This is a genomic window from Streptomyces sp. NPDC058470 (genome assembly GCF_042721055.1).
Classification (GTDB): Bacteria; Actinomycetota; Actinomycetes; order Streptomycetales; family Streptomycetaceae; genus Streptomyces.
Genome location: NZ_JBHXMF010000007.1, coordinates 66,685 through 81,433, shown reverse-complemented (window position 1 = coordinate 81,433; position 14,749 = coordinate 66,685). Strand labels below are relative to the sequence as shown.

Genomic DNA, 14,749 nt, shown 5'->3' with positions numbered 1-14,749 from the left:
CTATCCTCTTTACCCCCGCCTTCCCCTTGTGGTGGTTTTTTTCTGTCTTTTCCGGGTTTCCCGCCTGCGGGGGGGGGGCCGCCCCCTCCCGCGCCCCCCCCCCCCTCCATGCGCCCACCACGTTCTGGGGCACCTGCGCAGGGATATAAGCGATCTGCGCTCGGAGTGATGAACATCCCGAATCCTGTTGGCATATGCGTTGTATGTCGATCTACGTTCCGCCGAGGAGGTGGTTCGTATGAGCGAACACGACACGACGTCGACCACAGCGTCCCGGACCGACGCGATCGACATCAACGACTTCGTGTACGGGGCTACAGGGGCCCGGGTGCGGAGGCTGACGATGCCGGACGGGAGCCATTGGTTTCCGGCGTCGGACGTATGCAAGCGGCTCGGTTACACAACGACCCGGAAGGCTCTGCTCGATCATGTACCAGAGGCGCACCGAGACTTTCTCGAGACTGTGACCGGAAGCCACAGTCTCAGCGTTCCCGCAGGTCGGGAGTGGCGCCGAGATCTGCAACTGGTCGACTTTTCCGGGTTGATCCAACTGGTGAACGGCTGTACCAAACCCTCGTCCAGGCCGTTCAAAGAATGGGTCAGCGAGGTGATCATTTCGATCCAGCGAGACGGTTCGTACGCCCTTCCCAAGGCGGAGGTACAGCCCCGCGACCCGGGCGGTCCCGTGGCCTACGCGATGCCCGCGCAGGTCGCCGACGCGATCACGCGGCTTGAGGAGCGCAACGTACGGCTGGACGAGGAGTTCGCCGAGACGCAACGGGCCTCAGCGCGAGTGCAGTCCCGGACGGCGGATGCCATGGATCGGATCGCGGACGCGCTGGAGGCGTTCCGTCCTGTCACGGCGGAGCGCCCGGCAGCTCCGGCGGGCCCTTGCCGGCCGAGCGCCGAAGCCCTCCTCGTGGACTGGAAGTCACGGATGTCCGTGACCGAGGACGTGTGGGCCGTGGCTGTCACGATCGCACCCGTACTTGCCGAGCACGGTGAGATCCGGATGTCGCTGGAGGCTCTTGCGGCGCGGACGGGACTGAACGCCCATCGGGTCAACGAGTGCCTGCGGTTCATGCGGAGGCACGCGTGCATCCGATCCAGGGGCGGCGCGGAGGACGGCGCACTCGTCTACGTACTGGATCGGCCCTGACCGCAGCGGAGTGAGCGTGGTTGAGCGGCCGGTCGCAAGTCGAGTTTGCGGCCGACCGCTCGGCGCCTGAGCGTACGCGACGGGGCCGGCGTGTACCGGTTTTCCGTACGTTCCGCCGTCAGGCGTCGGCATCGCGTACGGCGGCGAACCGGGCGAACGCCGCCCAGGCGGAGGGGGCGACGCGGAGTATGGGCCCATCCACGTCCTTGGAGTCACGGACGGCGACGGTGCCGGGGATGTTGGGGGCGACTTCGACGCACTCCCCATTGCCGCTGCTGTGGCTGGACTTGACGAACTCGAAGTGCGGCACGGGTCACAGCTCCTTGCGGATACGTTCGATCAGGGCGACGGAATCGCGAAGGGCGAGCCCGTTCCGGGCAATCCGCTCGAACGTGACGTTGTGACGTGCGGCGTCCGCCTCGCTCTCCAGCCACAGGGTAGATGAGGTCGTGTCCATGTAGACCACGTCCATAGCGCCGGGTTCGGCGAACGAGACGACACTGAAAGCACTGGTCATGCCGGGGTGGGAGCCCGCGAGGAAGGGGACAACCTGGAGTTTCACGTGGGGCAGCCGGGACGACTCCACCAGATGCGCCAGTTGTACGCGCATGACCTCGCGGCCACCTACCAGTTGACGCAGCGCTCCCTCACCCACGACTGCCCACAAGCCGAGCGGGCTGTCGTCCGACAACCGCGCCTGCCTGGCGACCTTCGCCTCGACAAAGCGCTCGATCTCGTCCGGGTCGTCCCAGTCGGCGTTGCCCACCGCCAGGGCCCTGGCGTAGTCCTGCGTCTGCAAGAGCCCCGGAACGAAGGCCCCTTGCCACGTACGGACCCCGGTCGCGATGTCCTCCAAGGCCACGTACTCCACCAGGGAGCGCAGCTCGGGGTACTGGTTCCACCAGCCCTTGGCCTTACGACGCTCGCGGTCCGTCTTCGCAAGGCTGAGCAGCCGCTCCAAGGATTTCGCCTCGGTCACGCCGTACAGGTCGCACAGGATCCGGATATCAGGGTCCCGGAAAGGCACCCAGCCCCGCTCCATCTTGGCGACCTTGGCCGCGGTCGCCGACAGCGCGGCGGCGGCCTGCGGCTGCGTGAGGCCGGCCTCGTCGCGGAGTCGCAGCAACTCACCGCCCAACTTGCGCGCGAGCACGGTGGATACACGGTTGCCGCGCGTGAACTGACCTGCCGTCACGTCCTGGTACCTCCTGTGTCGCGGCCAGTCTGCAGCCCGCCGAAGCGACACCGCAAGCAAAACTGGGGACAGATATCTCCGAGACTGCTTGCATCACGCTTCCTCTCGCCGCTACCGTCAGTACTCACTCGCCCACCCAGCGACACCAGTTGGCGGTGCACCGCGCTGCCCACCCCAGGGCCGTACGGCTGAGCCACCTCCCCCCACCCACCTGGCAGCCGCCCGGGCACCCGGCCCGCACAAGGAGGTGCGCCCATGACCGGCTCCTGCGACCCCGACCGCCACAAGAACCATCCGCACAGGCCCGACCGCTACGACGCCGTCAGCTACACCCCGTATCCGCAGAGCATCCCCCGCGCGCGCAGACGGGTGGCCCATCTCGCCGCCGAGTGGGGTCATCCCGGCGCAGCCGGTGATGCGGCGCTGCTGGCAAGCGAGTTGTGCACGAACGCGCTGTTGCATGGATGTCTGCGGGACCGGCTGTTCCGCGTGGAGACGTCGCTCATCGGTCAGGTGTTACGGATCGCCGTCACCGATCCGAAGGGCGAGCGCCTGCCGGAGCCCCGCACGGTGGAGGACAGCGACCAGTTCGGGCGAGGCCTGCTCATCGTCCGCGTGCTCGCGAGCCGATGGGCTGTCGAGAACCTCACCGTGGGCAAGACGGTCTGGGCGGAACTGAACGTTCCCGGAATCACGGATGCGTAGGGCAATCAGCTCACTCGCCGACGATCCGGAACCCACCACGAGCGACGAGTTCGGCGGCACCGTCGCGATCAAGATTCCCATGGTCGGCAGCGCCGCCGCCTGAGCACCGCACACGGGGCCGCACCCTCAGGGGACGGCCCCGTGTCCTTGGCTCACGCCCAGGTGATCACGCCCAGGTGATCAACTTCTTCGGCTGCTCCAAGATCGCCGCCACATCTGCCAGCACCTTGGACCCCAACTCCCCGTCCACCAACCGGTGGTCGAAGGACAGCGCCAGCGTGGTGACCTGGCGGGGCTTGACCTTGCCCTTGTGGACCCAGGGCTGGAGCTTGATGGCGCCGACGGCGAGGATCGCGGACTCGCCGGGGTTGAGGATCGGCGTGCCGGTGTCGACGCCGAAGACGCCGACGTTGGTGATGGTGACCGTGCCGCCCTGCATCGCGGTCGGGGAGGTCTTGCCCTCGCGGGCGGTGGCCACCAACTCACCCAGTGACTCGGCCAGTTGCGGCAGGGTCTTGGTGTGCGCGTCCTTGATGTTCGGGACGAGCAGGCCGCGCGGGGTGGCGGCCGCGATGCCCAGGTTCACGTAGTGCTTGAGGACGATCTCCTGACCGGCCTCGTCCCAGGACGCGTTGATGTCCGGGTTGCGCTTGATGGCGACCAGCAGGGCCTTGGCGATCAGGAGCAGCGGGTTCACCCGCAGACCGGCGAGATCCTTGTCCTGCTTGAGCTCCTCGACGAGCTTCATCGTGCGCGTCACGTCCACCGTCACGAACTCGGTGACATGCGGCGCGGTGAACGCCGAACCGACCATCGCCGCGGCCGTGGCCTTGCGGACACCCTTGACCGGGATACGGGTCTCGCGCGCCGTGTCGTACGAGGCGACGGGCGCCGCGGTCCGGACAGGAGGGGCCACGGGCTGCTGGACGACCGGCTCCGGAGCCGTCGGCGCCACCGCCGCGTGCACGTCCTCGCGCGTGATGATGCCGTCCGGGCCGGCCGGACGGATCGTCGCCAGGTCGACGCCGAGGTCCTTGGCGAGCTTGCGGACCGGGGGCTTGGCCAGCGGACGGGCCGCCGCGGACGCGGAGTGCCCATGTCCGTTCAGCTCGGCCTGGACGGCCTGGATCGCCGAAGCCGCGTAGACCGGCTCGGCCGCCTGGGCCGGAACCTCGGCGCCCTTGCGGGGGCGGCGCTTGGTGGAGGACACGGCGACGCCGTAGCCGACGAGGACCGGCGTGCGGCCCTCGGGCTTGGGCTCATCGGCCTTGGGCTCATCGGCCTTGGGCCGCTCGGCGGCGGGCGCTTCGGCCGGTGCCGCGGGGGCCTCCTCGATCGGGGCGGCTCCTCCTGCCACCTCCACCGCGATGATCACCTGGCCGACGTCCACCGTCGTCCCCTCGGGGAAACGGAGTTCGCGCACCACACCGTCGTACGGAATGGGCAGCTCCACAGCCGCCTTCGCCGTCTCGACCTCGCAGACCACCTGTCCGTCGGTGACCTGGTCGCCGGGCTGGACGTACCACTTGAGGATCTCCGCCTCGGTGAGGCCCTCGCCCACATCGGGCATCTTGAACTCGCGGAGCCCCGACGCCTTCTCAGTCATCGTCGTCACGACCCTCTCCTCAGTACGCAAGCGAGCGGTCGATGGCGTCGAGCACCCGGTCCAGGCCCGGAAGATACTCGTCCTCCAGGCGTGCCGGCGGATACGGCGCGTGATAGCCGCCGACCCGCAGGACAGGTGCCTCCAGGTGATAGAAGCACCGCTCGGTGATCCGGGCGGCGATCTCCGCGCCCGTGCCGAGGAACACCGGCGCCTCGTGCACCACCACCAGGTGACGCGTCTTCTCCACCGACACCTGCACGGAGTCGAAGTCGAGCGGGGACATCGACCGCAGGTCCAGGACCTCGACCGACTTCCCCTCCTCCTCGGCGGCCGCCGCGGCCTCCAGGCACACCTTCACCATCGGGCCGTACGCCGCCAGCGTCAGGTCGGTGCCCTCGCGCACCACCCGCGCCTTGTGCAGGGGCCCGGGGATCGCCTCCGTGTTGACCTCGGACTTGTCCCAGTACCGCCGCTTCGGCTCGAAGAAGATCACCGGGTCGTCGCTCTGGATGGCCTGCTGCATCATCCAGTAGGCGTCGGACGCGTTCGACGGGGAGACCACCTTCAGGCCCGACACGTGCGCGAACAGCGCCTCGGGGGACTCCGAGTGGTGCTCGACCGCGCCGATCCCGCCGCCGTACGGAATGCGGATGACGACGGGGAGCTTGATCTTGCCGAGCGCCCGCGCGTGCATCTTCGCGAGCTGCGTGACGATCTGGTCGTAGGCGGGGAAGACGAAACCGTCGAACTGGATCTCCACGACCGGGCGGTAGCCGCGCAGCGCGAGGCCGATCGCCGTGCCGACGATGCCCGACTCGGCGAGCGGGGTGTCGATCACCCGGTCCTCGCCGAAGTCCTTCTGGAGTCCCTCGGTCACCCGGAAGACACCGCCGAGCTTGCCGACGTCCTCGCCCATGATCAGGACCTTGGGGTCGGTCTCCAGGGCTTTGCGCAGCGACTCGTTGATCGCCTTGGCCAGCGCCATCTTTTCCGCGGTCATCGCTGCTTGTCCTCCCCTTCGTCCGCGAACGACGCCTGGTAGGCGGCGAACTGGGCCCGCTCCTCGTCGACGAGCGCGTGCCCGTCCGCGTACACGTTCTCGAAGATGGCGAAGTGGTCCGGGTCCGGCATGGCCCGTACGACTTCGCGTACTCGCTTGCCCAACGCCTCGCTCTCGGCTTCGAGTTCCGCGAAGAATCCCTCGTCCGCGTGGTTTGCGGCCTCGAGATAGGTGCGCAGGCGCAGGATCGGGTCCTTGGCCTGCCAGGACTCGGTCTCCTCGTCGGCCCGGTACTTGGTCGGGTCGTCGGAGGTGGTGTGCGCGCCCATGCGGTAGGTGAACGCCTCCACGAGGGTGGGGCCCTCGCCGCGGCGGGCTCGCTCAAGGGCCCACTTGGTGACGGCCAGGCAGGCGAGGACGTCGTTGCCGTCGACGCGGACGCCGGGGAAGCCGTAGCCCTGCGCGCGCTGGTAGAGCGGGACGCGGGTCTGCTTCTCGGTCGGCTCGGAGATGGCCCACTGGTTGTTCTGGCAGAAGAACACCACGGGGGCGTTGTAGACGGCGGAGAAGGTGAACGACTCGGCGACGTCGCCCTGGCTGGAGGCACCGTCCCCGAAGTACGCGATCACGGCCGAGTCGGCGCCGTCCTTGGTGATGCCCATGGCGTAGCCGGTGGCGTGCAGGGTCTGCGAGCCGATGACGATCGTGTACAGGTGGAAGTTGTTGGTGTTCGGGTCCCAGCCGCCGTTGTTCACACCGCGGAACATGCCGAGCAGGTTGGTCGGGTCCACCCCGCGGCACCAGGCGACGCCGTGCTCGCGGTAGGTCGGGAAGACGTAGTCGTCCTCGCGGGTGGCGCGCCCGGAGCCGATCTGGGCGGCCTCCTGGCCGAGCAGCGAGGCCCACAGGCCCAGCTCGCCCTGGCGCTGCAAAGAAGTGGCCTCGGCGTCGAAACGGCGGGTCAGCACCATGTCCCGGTACAGGCCGCGCAGCTCCTCGGGGGTGATGTCGGCGACGTACGGGTCGTACGTGGCGTCCTTGACCCGCTTGCCCTCGGGGGTCAGCAGCTGAATGAGTTCGGGGTCGGCGCCCGGTGACTTCTTGACGCCGGCGCGCTTGGCACCGGCGCTCGCGGCGCGCTTCGTACCGGTCGTGCCGGTGCTTGCGGCGCTCTTCGTACCGGCGCTGCGTCGCGGCTTCTGCGCGGCAGTGCTCTCCACGGTCACGTGTACTCCTCCGTCGGTCCGGCCCCCGGGGTTGCCGGTGGGCCAGTGCGGCTCGCCTGCTCCAGTACCCGTGCACGGGGTGGGTGCACTCGGCCGGGAACAGACGTGACAGGTGCCCCGGCGAGCGCCCTGCAACAGCCACGTTACCCAGTGCCTCACAATTCTGTGAGACCCCTCCTGACCTGCGTTTTTACTCGGATTTCCAACTACTTTTCAGTCGGAGGTCCAAGTACGTCGCGTCGGTCGGGAACAGCCGCTGGTCACAGCACTGGTAACAGCCTTGCAGGGGGCCGGAACACCGGCACGTTATCCCGGTCACCCCAGGCACGGGAAGAGTTCACTCCGGGGCAGGGCCAATGATCGTGTGTGACACTGACAGCGTGCGCGAAAACGGGAAAATCACCGTATTTCTCCTCGACGATCACGAAGTGGTCCGGCGCGGCGTCCACGAGCTGCTCTCCGGGGAGGACGACATCGAGGTGGTCGGCGAGGCCGGCACGGCCGCCGACGCGCTGGTACGGATTCCGGCCACCCGCCCGGACGTCGCCGTTCTGGACGTACGGCTCCCGGACGGCAGCGGCGTGGAGGTCTGCCGCGAGATCCGCTCCCAGGACCCGGACATCAAGTGCCTGATGCTGACCTCGTACGCCGACGACGAGGCCCTCTTCGACGCGATCATGGCGGGCGCCTCGGGCTATGTCCTCAAGGCCATCCGCGGCAACGAACTGCTCACGGCCGTACGTGAGGTCGCCGCCGGGAAGTCCCTGCTCGACCCCGAGGCCACCGCCCGCGTCCTGGAGCGGCTGCGCGACGGCGGCGCCACCAAGAGCGACGACAGGCTGGGCCACCTCACCGAGCAGGAGCGCAGGATCCTCGACCTGATCGGCCAGGGGCTCACCAATCGCGTGATCGGCGAACGGCTGCATCTCGCCGAGAAGACGATCAAGAACTATGTGTCGAGTCTGCTGTCCAAGCTCGGGATGGAGCGGCGATCCCAGGCGGCGGCGTACGTGGCGCGCCTCCAGGTGGAGCAGGAGCAGCGCCAGTAGTAGTGCCCACTGGGGCGCCATTCGGGACTTATGGCCCCCCTACAGAGGGCGGGTGGCCCTTTTTCCGGTCCTCCGGGTGCCGGAAATTGGTCGTATGCCCGACGCACAGCCGGCCAACGAGCAGCCCATCGACGAGCGGTTCGCCGTGGAACTGATCGGCCGCACCGACTACGGCCGGATGGCCACCAGCATGCGCGCACTGCCCGTCCTCGCGTTCGCCCGGCACATCGTGGCCGACGGCCGCGTCCTGCTGCGGATGCCCCGGAACCTCGGCTACCACCAGGCGTGTGCCGACAGCATCGTCGCGTACGGCACCGACAACCTGAACTCCGCGCGGCCGGGCGAGGGCCTGTGGACCGCGCAGATCGTGGGCCAGTGCGAGGCCGTAGAGCCGACCGAGGTCCAGCTGGAGCGCTTCGGCCCGGCGCCGCGTCTCGTGGACGGCGAGCCCTACGAGCCGGTCTACCTGGGCATCGAGCCGCAGTTCTGCACCGTGCACGCGACGGACGGTGGCCTGGAACGGCGGTTCCAGCACGTTCTGTGACCGATGTTGCGAACAGGACGACTGTGTGTGACAAACCCAAGGTCAGAGGCCCTTTCGTGCTTTAGCATCTGCCGCGTGCCGCGCTCTCCTGTACCACCCCCTGTGTCTCACGCGCCCCCTCTGGGCGCCCTCCTCCGCCAGTACGCCGCCGGGTCCGCACTGACCTGCGAACCCGTCGACCAGGGGCTGCTCAACCGCGGCTACCGGCTCTGCACCACCCGCGGCAGGTACTTCCTCAAGCACCACTTCGACCCCGAGACCGCCGACCCCGCCGCGATCGCCCGTCAGCACCGGGCGACCCAGCGCCTCGCCGACCTCGGCGTCCCCGTCGCCCCGCCGCTGACCGGCACCGACGGCCGCACGGTCGCCGTCGTCGGGGGCCACGCGTACGCACTGCACCCGTGGGTCGACGGACGGCACCGGCACGGCGGCCAGCTCACCGCGGAGCAGTGCGCGCGGCTGGGCGCCCTCCTGGGCGTCGTCCACGCGAGCCTGGAGCAGGTGATGCCGGCGCAGGGACGCGGTTCGGCGAAACCGGCCGAAGGGGTCGCTCCGGCCGAAGGGGGCGCTCCGGCCGAAGGGGGCGCTCCGGCCGACGGCGCCGCTCCGTCACCCGGTGCCGCCCCGGCCGACGGCGCCGACCCCGCCGACACCTTCGCGCTCATCGACCACCTGCTCGCCCGGGTACGCCACCACCGCCCGTCCGACGCCTTCGACGAACTGGCCCGGCACCGGCTCCTGGAGCGGCGCGCCCTCCTGGAACGGCATGCCGACCGGCGGCCTCCGCAGGGCGCCTCGGTGGGCTGGGTGCACGGCGACTTCCACCCGTTCAACCTGCTCTACCGCGACGGCGAACCGGCCGCGATCGTCGACTGGGACCGGCTGGGCGTCCAGCCCCGCGCCGAGGAGGCGGTACGCGCCGCGGTGATCTTCTTCGTACGGCCCGTCGGCGCACTCGACCTGACGAAAGTACGGGCCTACGCGCGCGCGTACCGGCGTACCGCGGGCGCCACCGCCTCCGAACTCGCCGCCGCCGTGCACCGGGTGTGGTGGGAGCGCCTCAACGACTTCTGGATACTGCGCTGGCACTACGAGCGCGGGGACACCCGCGCCGATCCGCAGTTCCCGGCGGCTTCGGCGCTGGCGGTGTGGTGGACACGGGAGTACGAGGCGGTGCGCGAGGCGTTCGCGGGGTGATCCCGGCATGTCCGGTGGCAAACGGCACGCGCGCGTGGAGCTCGTTGTGGAGCCGCACGCGCGCGCAAGGAGGGTGTTTCGCTCGCCGGGTCAGCCGCCGCCGGCCAAGCCGCCAGGGGTGCCACCGCCTGTGACGCCTCCGGGGTCCGTCGGCTGCGTCGTCGCCGGGTCCGTCGGCTCCGTGGTGGTCGCCGGGTCCGTCGGCTCCGTGGTGGTCGGCGTCGTCTCGCTCGGCTCGCCCGAGGGCTCGTTCGACGGCTCGCTGCTGTAACTCGGGGACGGCGTGTACGAGGGCGTGTACTGCGAGCCGGAGCCCGTGGTGTTGCCGTTGTCCGTCGAGTCGTCGGTGGAGGTGTCCGTGGGCTCATCGCTGGGCGTCGCGCTGGAGTCGCTGCCCTCGGTGGCCGACGACGACGTCGTGGGCGACTGCGTCGTGCCGGCCCCGCCGCCACCGCCACCGGCGCTATTGAGCGCGAACGCGACACCCGCCGCGATGGCGATCACCGCGAGGACCGCGAGGATCCACAGCTTGCCGCGGCCGCCGCCCTTGTTGCCGTGCCCCTCGAAACCGCCGTCGTCCCCGCCGCCGTATCCGCTCGGCAGGATCGGCTGCGGGATCTGCGAGGTGCCGGAGTCGCCGGGATGCGGCAGCGCTGCCGTACCGGCGTAGCCTCCCGCCGGAGTACGCGGACCGCCGTGCATGTCGACAGGGCCGGTGTTCCAGGTGCCGGTGTGGCTGCCCTGGTCGTACAGCATCTGAAGCCCGTACTGGACCAGCCCGCGCATCTCCTCGGCGGTCTGGAACCGGTCGTCAGGCTCCTTCGCGAGGGATCGCATGACCAGCCCGTCGAGCTCCGGCGGCGCCGCGTCGGAGACCTCGGACGGGGGTACCGGGATGTCCTGTACGTGCTGGTAGACGACCGACAGCGGCGTCTCACCGGTGAACGGGGGCCGCAGCGCGAGGAGTTCGTAGAGCAGGCAGCCCGTCGCGTACAGGTCGGAGCGGTGGTCGACGGCCTTGCCGAGCGCCTGCTCGGGGGAGAGGTACTGCGGCGTGCCCATGACCATGCCGGTCTGGGTCATCGTCGACTGCGCGCCGTGCAGGGCGCGTGCGATGCCGAAGTCCATCACCTTGACCGCGCCGGTCTCCGTGATGATCACGTTCGCCGGCTTGATGTCGCGGTGCACGATGCCGTGCTGGTGGGAGTAGGCGAGCGCCTCCAGGACACCGGAGACGATGATCAACGCCTGCTCGGGCCCGGGGGCCTCGGCGTTGATCAGCAGGTCGCGGATCGTGTGGCCCTCGACGATCTCCATCACGATGTACGGGACGATGCGGGAGCCGACCGCGTCCTCGCCGGAGTCGTACACGGCGACGACCGCGTGGTGGTTGAGGCCGGCGACCGACTGGGCCTCGCGTGTGAAGCGGGCCTTGGAGACCGGGTCCTCGGCCAGGTCGGAGCGGAGCAGCTTGACCGCGACGGTGCGCCCCAGGCGTACGTCCTCGGCCGCGAACACCTCGGCCATGCCGCCTCGGCCCAGTCTGTGGGTCAGCCGATACCGGCCGTCGCCGACCAGCCCGCCGTTACCCCACAGCTCCGGCGCATCCGACATACCGCCGCCAGTCGCCTCGGGGTCGGACGGGCCCTGAGCGCGCTGCTGCTGTGCCATCAGTCCTCGCCGTCGTTTCTGCCCGCGGTCTGCGCGGTGGTTGTCACGGTCTCCGTCGGGCCACGCTACAGGCTCTGCGCAAGGCTCCGGTCCGAGACGGAAGTGGGATGGATCGGCCATCCAACCCGTCGCGGGTACCCACGTGCAAATCCTGTGTACCGGCCGTAGGGCACCTGTAACGCTTCCGCGACGCTTCCTTCTCAGACGGTCACGGAACGGGCACCGAACTTGACGTGTCAGTGCCCTCGGGCAGACTTGGCCGGGAATGAGCCAGTCGATCACTGAACACCGGCCGATCACCGGGCAGATCACATCATCGATCACGACAATCGAGTCACGGACCGCGGGGGCGACCAGCTGCTCCCGCCGCGCCGATGGGGGACGCAGAAGATGAGCCAGGACGGCGCACAGGGCCGGTACGCGGGGCGTGCGGTCGCCGGCGGCCGCTACCAACTGCGTGATCTGCTCGGCGAGGGTGGCATGGCCTCGGTCCATCTCGCGTACGACTCGGTGCTCGACCGCCAGGTCGCCATCAAGACGCTGCACACCGAACTCGGCCGCGAGCAGGCCTTCCGGGAGCGGTTTCGCCGCGAGGCCCAGTCGGTGGCGAAGCTCACGCACACGAACATCGTCTCGGTCTTCGACACCGGCGAGGACGTCCTGGACGGCATGACGACGCCGTACATCGTCATGGAGTACGTCGAGGGCCGCCCGCTCGGTTCGGTGCTAGACCAGGACATCGCGCAGTACGGCGCCATGCCCGCGGACAAGGCGCTCAAGATCACCGCGGATGTGCTGGCCGCCCTGGAGATCAGCCACGAGATGGGCCTGGTCCACCGGGACATCAAGCCGGGCAACGTGATGACGACGAAACGCGGCGTCATCAAGGTCATGGACTTCGGCATCGCCCGCGCCATGCAGTCCGGTGTCACCTCGATGACCCAGACCGGCATGGTCGTCGGCACACCGCAGTACCTCTCGCCGGAGCAGGCCCTCGGCAGAGCCGTGGACGCCAGATCCGACCTGTACTCGGTCGGCATCATGCTCTTCCAACTCACCACCGGGCGGCTGCCGTTCGAGGCGGACTCGCCGCTGGCCATCGCGTACGCGCATGTCCAGGAGGAGCCGGTCGCGCCCTCCTCGGTCAACCGCTCGCTGCCCCCGGCCGTGGACGCGCTGGTCGCCCGCGCGCTGAAGAAGAACCCGAACGAGCGGTTTCCCAGCGCCGAGGCGATGCGCGACGAGTGCCTGCGCGTGGCCCAGTCGCTGCACGCCGCCGCACCGAGCATCGTGCCGGGCGCCCGCACATCGAACGGCGCGGGCGTCGGCTCCGCGGTCTTCCCGCCCGTCGACCAGGCCGCTCCGGCACCGGGTCCGGTCCAGTCGCCCTACCAGCCGGGTCCCTACGGTCCGCCGACCCCGGCACTCACCCCGACTCCGGCTCCGTCGTACGGCTACCCGCAGCAGGGCGGCTATCCGACACCGCCGGGGACCTCGGCGTACTCCCCGCAGCAGGGCCTCTCGACCCCTCCGCCGTACAACCTGACGCCCCAGTACCCGACTCCCCAGCCGGGCGGCTCCGGGGGCGGCCACAAGAGCGCCAGGGGAGTTGTCATCGGCTCGATCGTGGTCGCGGTCGTCGCGGTCGGCGGCCTCATCGCGGCGCTGGCGCTGTACAGCGGGATGGGCGACGACGGGGGTGGCGGCAGCGAGGCCAGCCAGTCGCCCTCCGTTGCGGCGAACCACAAGGGGCCGGACTTGGCGAAGACCATCGAGACGGAGAAGTGCACGGAGCCGGAGGAGTCGTACAACGACGAGAAGAAGATCCAGGTCCCCAACTTCTCCTACAAGAACATCAAGTCGGTCAAGTCCTGCTTCCAGGCCGCGGGTTGGCAGATGAAGATCGAATACGTCGACGAGAACACGTACGGCGAGGACACGGTCATGGACCAGTTCCCCTCCGAGGGCACGGACGTCGACCCGAAGGACATGCCCGAGATCGAGCTCAAGGTGTCGACGGGCGATCCGTCCTGATCCAGGTACGAGTGGGGCCCGGCACTTTCGTGCCGGGCCCGTTTCGTTGTCCGGGTGTCGCCGTCGGGGCTACAGGTACGGTCCGCCCGAGCGGCCGCCCGTGCGGGGGTCCTCGTCTCCCTCCGCGCCGCCGGCGCCCGGCGGAAGGGCGCGGCGCATCGACTCCAGTTGGGCCCTCGCCGCCATCTGCTGAGCGAAGAGGGTGGTCTGGATCCCGTGGAAGAGGCCTTCCAGCCAGCCCACCAACTGTGCCTGCGCGATGCGCAGTTCGGCGTCGGAGGGAATCGCCTCGTCCGTGAACGGAAGGGAGAGCCGCTCCAACTCGTCGACCAGGTCGGGGGCCAGGCCGTCCTCCAGTTCCTTCACGGAACTCGCGTGGATCTCCTTGAGCCGGACACGGCTGGCTTCATCAAGAGGTGCGGCGCGCACCTCCTCAAGGAGCTGCTTGATCATGCTTCCGATGCGCATCACCTTGGCGGGCTGTTCCACCATCTCCGTCACCGGGATCTCGCGGGAGTCCTCGTCTCCGGCGCCACCGAGAGTCATTCCGTCCTGGCCCAGGACCAGGATCTGAGGGTTCTCCGGCGACCGTTCGTTCCTCGGCATCTCCATGCCGTCCATTGTCTCGCACCCGTCCACCGCGCCGCCCCCCGGCCCGCGTCGGCAGGGACACCGGGAGCAGAGGGAGCAGCCGAGATGCCGGGGCAAAGGGGGCATGTGAGGCTGGACCGACCGATCATGGACTCCTCACCGGGAGGGGGTCACCGGCGTGACTCCATGGCTCCGTGCGCTGCACGTGGCGGGACTGCTGCTGGCCCTGACGACCGGGGCGGCGTCCCCTTCGTACGCAGCCCCCTACCGTGTCTCACACGCCCCCTCGTACGCCCCCGACCCCAGCGCCGATGCCTCCCGTGCGGGGAGCCGTCCGGGAGAGGGCCGTGCGCGACCCGGGCGCGAGGAGCCCGGGCGGCAGCCGGAATCCGAGGCCGCGGCGCCGACGTACACGGATCGCGACCCCGCCGTCCCCGGCCACCCGGAGGAGAGCGCCGCCTCCGAGCCGCCGCAGGAGGCCGCGATCCCCGTACGGCAGAGCGTCGGCCGCCCCGGAAGCAGCCCGGAGCCGGTACTCCAGATCGTGCCGCTCGGCAGCGGGCTGATCCTCATCGGACTGGGTCTGGGACTGGCGTTCTTCGCCCTGCGGGTCCGACGCGGCTGACACCACTCGAACGGCGCACTCCCCGAGAAGCGCCCGACTGACACCGCTCAGACGGCACGTTCCCTGAGAAGCGCCCGACTGACACCGCTCAGACGGCGCACTCCCCGAGAAGCGCCCGACTGACACCGCTCAGACGGCACACTCCCC

General features: G+C 69.5%; 14 protein-coding genes. 7 read left to right on the top strand and 7 right to left on the bottom strand.

Going from position 1 to position 14,749, the window contains the following annotated elements; genetic code table 11:
* The first annotated feature begins 238 nt into the window (after window positions 1-238).
* Window positions 239-1,159: a Bro-N domain-containing protein gene (locus ACFWP7_RS07295; protein WP_384377385.1), complete on the top strand. Its 921-nt coding sequence runs from the start codon at window positions 239-241 to the stop codon at window positions 1,157-1,159.
* A 118-nt stretch (window positions 1,160-1,277) separates the two neighbouring features.
* Here ACFWP7_RS07295 and ACFWP7_RS07290 read toward each other — a convergent pair whose 3' ends face one another.
* Together ACFWP7_RS07290 and ACFWP7_RS07285 are read right to left on the bottom strand one after the other, a co-directional pair.
* Entirely contained in the window at window positions 1,278-1,469 is a 192-nt protein-coding gene (locus tag ACFWP7_RS07290) for a DUF397 domain-containing protein (protein WP_384377382.1), read from the bottom strand.
* A gap of 3 nt (window positions 1,470-1,472) precedes the next feature.
* The gene (locus ACFWP7_RS07285; protein WP_384377379.1) at window positions 1,473-2,354 is read right to left on the bottom strand and encodes a helix-turn-helix domain-containing protein; all 882 of its coding nucleotides are present in this window, start codon (window positions 2,352-2,354) and stop codon (window positions 1,473-1,475) included.
* Between the two features lie 255 nt (window positions 2,355-2,609).
* Between ACFWP7_RS07285 and ACFWP7_RS07280 the strand changes: the two genes are divergently transcribed.
* Window positions 2,610-3,059 carry an ATP-binding protein gene (locus ACFWP7_RS07280; RefSeq protein ID WP_384377376.1) on the top strand — a complete coding sequence of 150 codons (450 nt, stop codon included), beginning with the start codon at window positions 2,610-2,612 and terminating at the stop codon, window positions 3,057-3,059.
* A gap of 166 nt (window positions 3,060-3,225) precedes the next feature.
* On the opposite strand, the gene ACFWP7_RS07275 is transcribed toward ACFWP7_RS07280, so the two are convergent.
* From ACFWP7_RS07275 to pdhA, 3 genes are read right to left on the bottom strand one after another with little or no spacing between them, the layout of a single operon-like run.
* Window positions 3,226-4,674, bottom strand: a complete 1,449-nt coding sequence (locus ACFWP7_RS07275) for a dihydrolipoamide acetyltransferase family protein (RefSeq protein ID WP_384377373.1) — start codon at window positions 4,672-4,674, stop codon at window positions 3,226-3,228.
* A 10-nt stretch (window positions 4,675-4,684) separates the two neighbouring features.
* A complete protein-coding gene (locus tag ACFWP7_RS07270) occupies window positions 4,685-5,665 on the bottom strand; it encodes an alpha-ketoacid dehydrogenase subunit beta (protein WP_384377370.1) in 981 nt (326 codons plus the stop codon).
* The gene (gene pdhA / locus ACFWP7_RS07265; RefSeq protein ID WP_384377367.1) at window positions 5,662-6,891 is read right to left on the bottom strand and encodes a pyruvate dehydrogenase (acetyl-transferring) E1 component subunit alpha; all 1,230 of its coding nucleotides are present in this window, start codon (window positions 6,889-6,891) and stop codon (window positions 5,662-5,664) included. The genes ACFWP7_RS07270 and pdhA overlap by 4 nt, the downstream gene beginning before the upstream one ends.
* A gap of 380 nt (window positions 6,892-7,271) precedes the next feature.
* Between pdhA and ACFWP7_RS07260 the strand changes: the two genes are divergently transcribed.
* From ACFWP7_RS07260 to ACFWP7_RS07250, 3 genes are all read left to right on the top strand, one after another.
* Entirely contained in the window at window positions 7,272-7,940 is a 669-nt protein-coding gene (locus ACFWP7_RS07260; RefSeq protein WP_384377364.1) for a response regulator, read from the top strand.
* 94 nt (window positions 7,941-8,034) lie between these two features.
* The gene (locus ACFWP7_RS07255) at window positions 8,035-8,484 is read left to right on the top strand and encodes a pyridoxamine 5'-phosphate oxidase family protein (RefSeq protein ID WP_384377361.1); all 450 of its coding nucleotides are present in this window, start codon (window positions 8,035-8,037) and stop codon (window positions 8,482-8,484) included.
* 102 nt (window positions 8,485-8,586) lie between these two features.
* The gene (locus ACFWP7_RS07250) at window positions 8,587-9,681 is read left to right on the top strand and encodes a phosphotransferase (protein ID WP_384377358.1); all 1,095 of its coding nucleotides are present in this window, start codon (window positions 8,587-8,589) and stop codon (window positions 9,679-9,681) included.
* A gap of 90 nt (window positions 9,682-9,771) precedes the next feature.
* Here ACFWP7_RS07250 and ACFWP7_RS07245 read toward each other — a convergent pair whose 3' ends face one another.
* Window positions 9,772-11,352, bottom strand: a complete 1,581-nt coding sequence (locus tag ACFWP7_RS07245; RefSeq protein ID WP_384377355.1) for a protein kinase — start codon at window positions 11,350-11,352, stop codon at window positions 9,772-9,774.
* Between the two features lie 390 nt (window positions 11,353-11,742).
* Here ACFWP7_RS07245 and ACFWP7_RS07240 point away from each other — a divergent pair, with 390 nt between their 5' ends.
* Entirely contained in the window at window positions 11,743-13,386 is a 1,644-nt protein-coding gene (locus tag ACFWP7_RS07240) for a protein kinase (protein WP_384377352.1), read from the top strand.
* Between the two features lie 69 nt (window positions 13,387-13,455).
* Here ACFWP7_RS07240 and ACFWP7_RS07235 read toward each other — a convergent pair whose 3' ends face one another.
* On the bottom strand, window positions 13,456-13,998 hold the full coding sequence (locus ACFWP7_RS07235; protein ID WP_384377348.1) for a bacterial proteasome activator family protein: 543 nt from the start codon (window positions 13,996-13,998) through the stop codon (window positions 13,456-13,458).
* A 157-nt stretch (window positions 13,999-14,155) separates the two neighbouring features.
* Here ACFWP7_RS07235 and ACFWP7_RS07230 point away from each other — a divergent pair, with 157 nt between their 5' ends.
* Window positions 14,156-14,602, top strand: a complete 447-nt coding sequence (locus ACFWP7_RS07230) for a hypothetical protein (protein WP_384377346.1) — start codon at window positions 14,156-14,158, stop codon at window positions 14,600-14,602.
* The last annotated feature ends 147 nt before the right edge of the window (window positions 14,603-14,749 follow it).

Excerpts from the sequence above, each read along its gene's own strand:
- ACFWP7_RS07295 (WP_384377385.1), top strand. The coding sequence starts at position 239 with ATGAGCGAACACGACACGACGTCGACCACAGCGTCCCGGACCGACGCG.
- ACFWP7_RS07280 (WP_384377376.1), top strand. The coding sequence starts at position 2,610 with ATGACCGGCTCCTGCGACCCCGACCGCCACAAGAACCATCCGCACAGG.
- ACFWP7_RS07270 (WP_384377370.1), bottom strand. The coding sequence starts at position 5,665 with ATGACCGCGGAAAAGATGGCGCTGGCCAAGGCGATCAACGAGTCGCTG.
- ACFWP7_RS07255 (WP_384377361.1), top strand. The coding sequence starts at position 8,035 with ATGCCCGACGCACAGCCGGCCAACGAGCAGCCCATCGACGAGCGGTTC.
- ACFWP7_RS07245 (WP_384377355.1), bottom strand. The coding sequence starts at position 11,352 with ATGGCACAGCAGCAGCGCGCTCAGGGCCCGTCCGACCCCGAGGCGACT.
- ACFWP7_RS07240 (WP_384377352.1), top strand. The coding sequence starts at position 11,743 with ATGAGCCAGGACGGCGCACAGGGCCGGTACGCGGGGCGTGCGGTCGCC.
- ACFWP7_RS07235 (WP_384377348.1), bottom strand. The coding sequence starts at position 13,998 with ATGGAGATGCCGAGGAACGAACGGTCGCCGGAGAACCCTCAGATCCTG.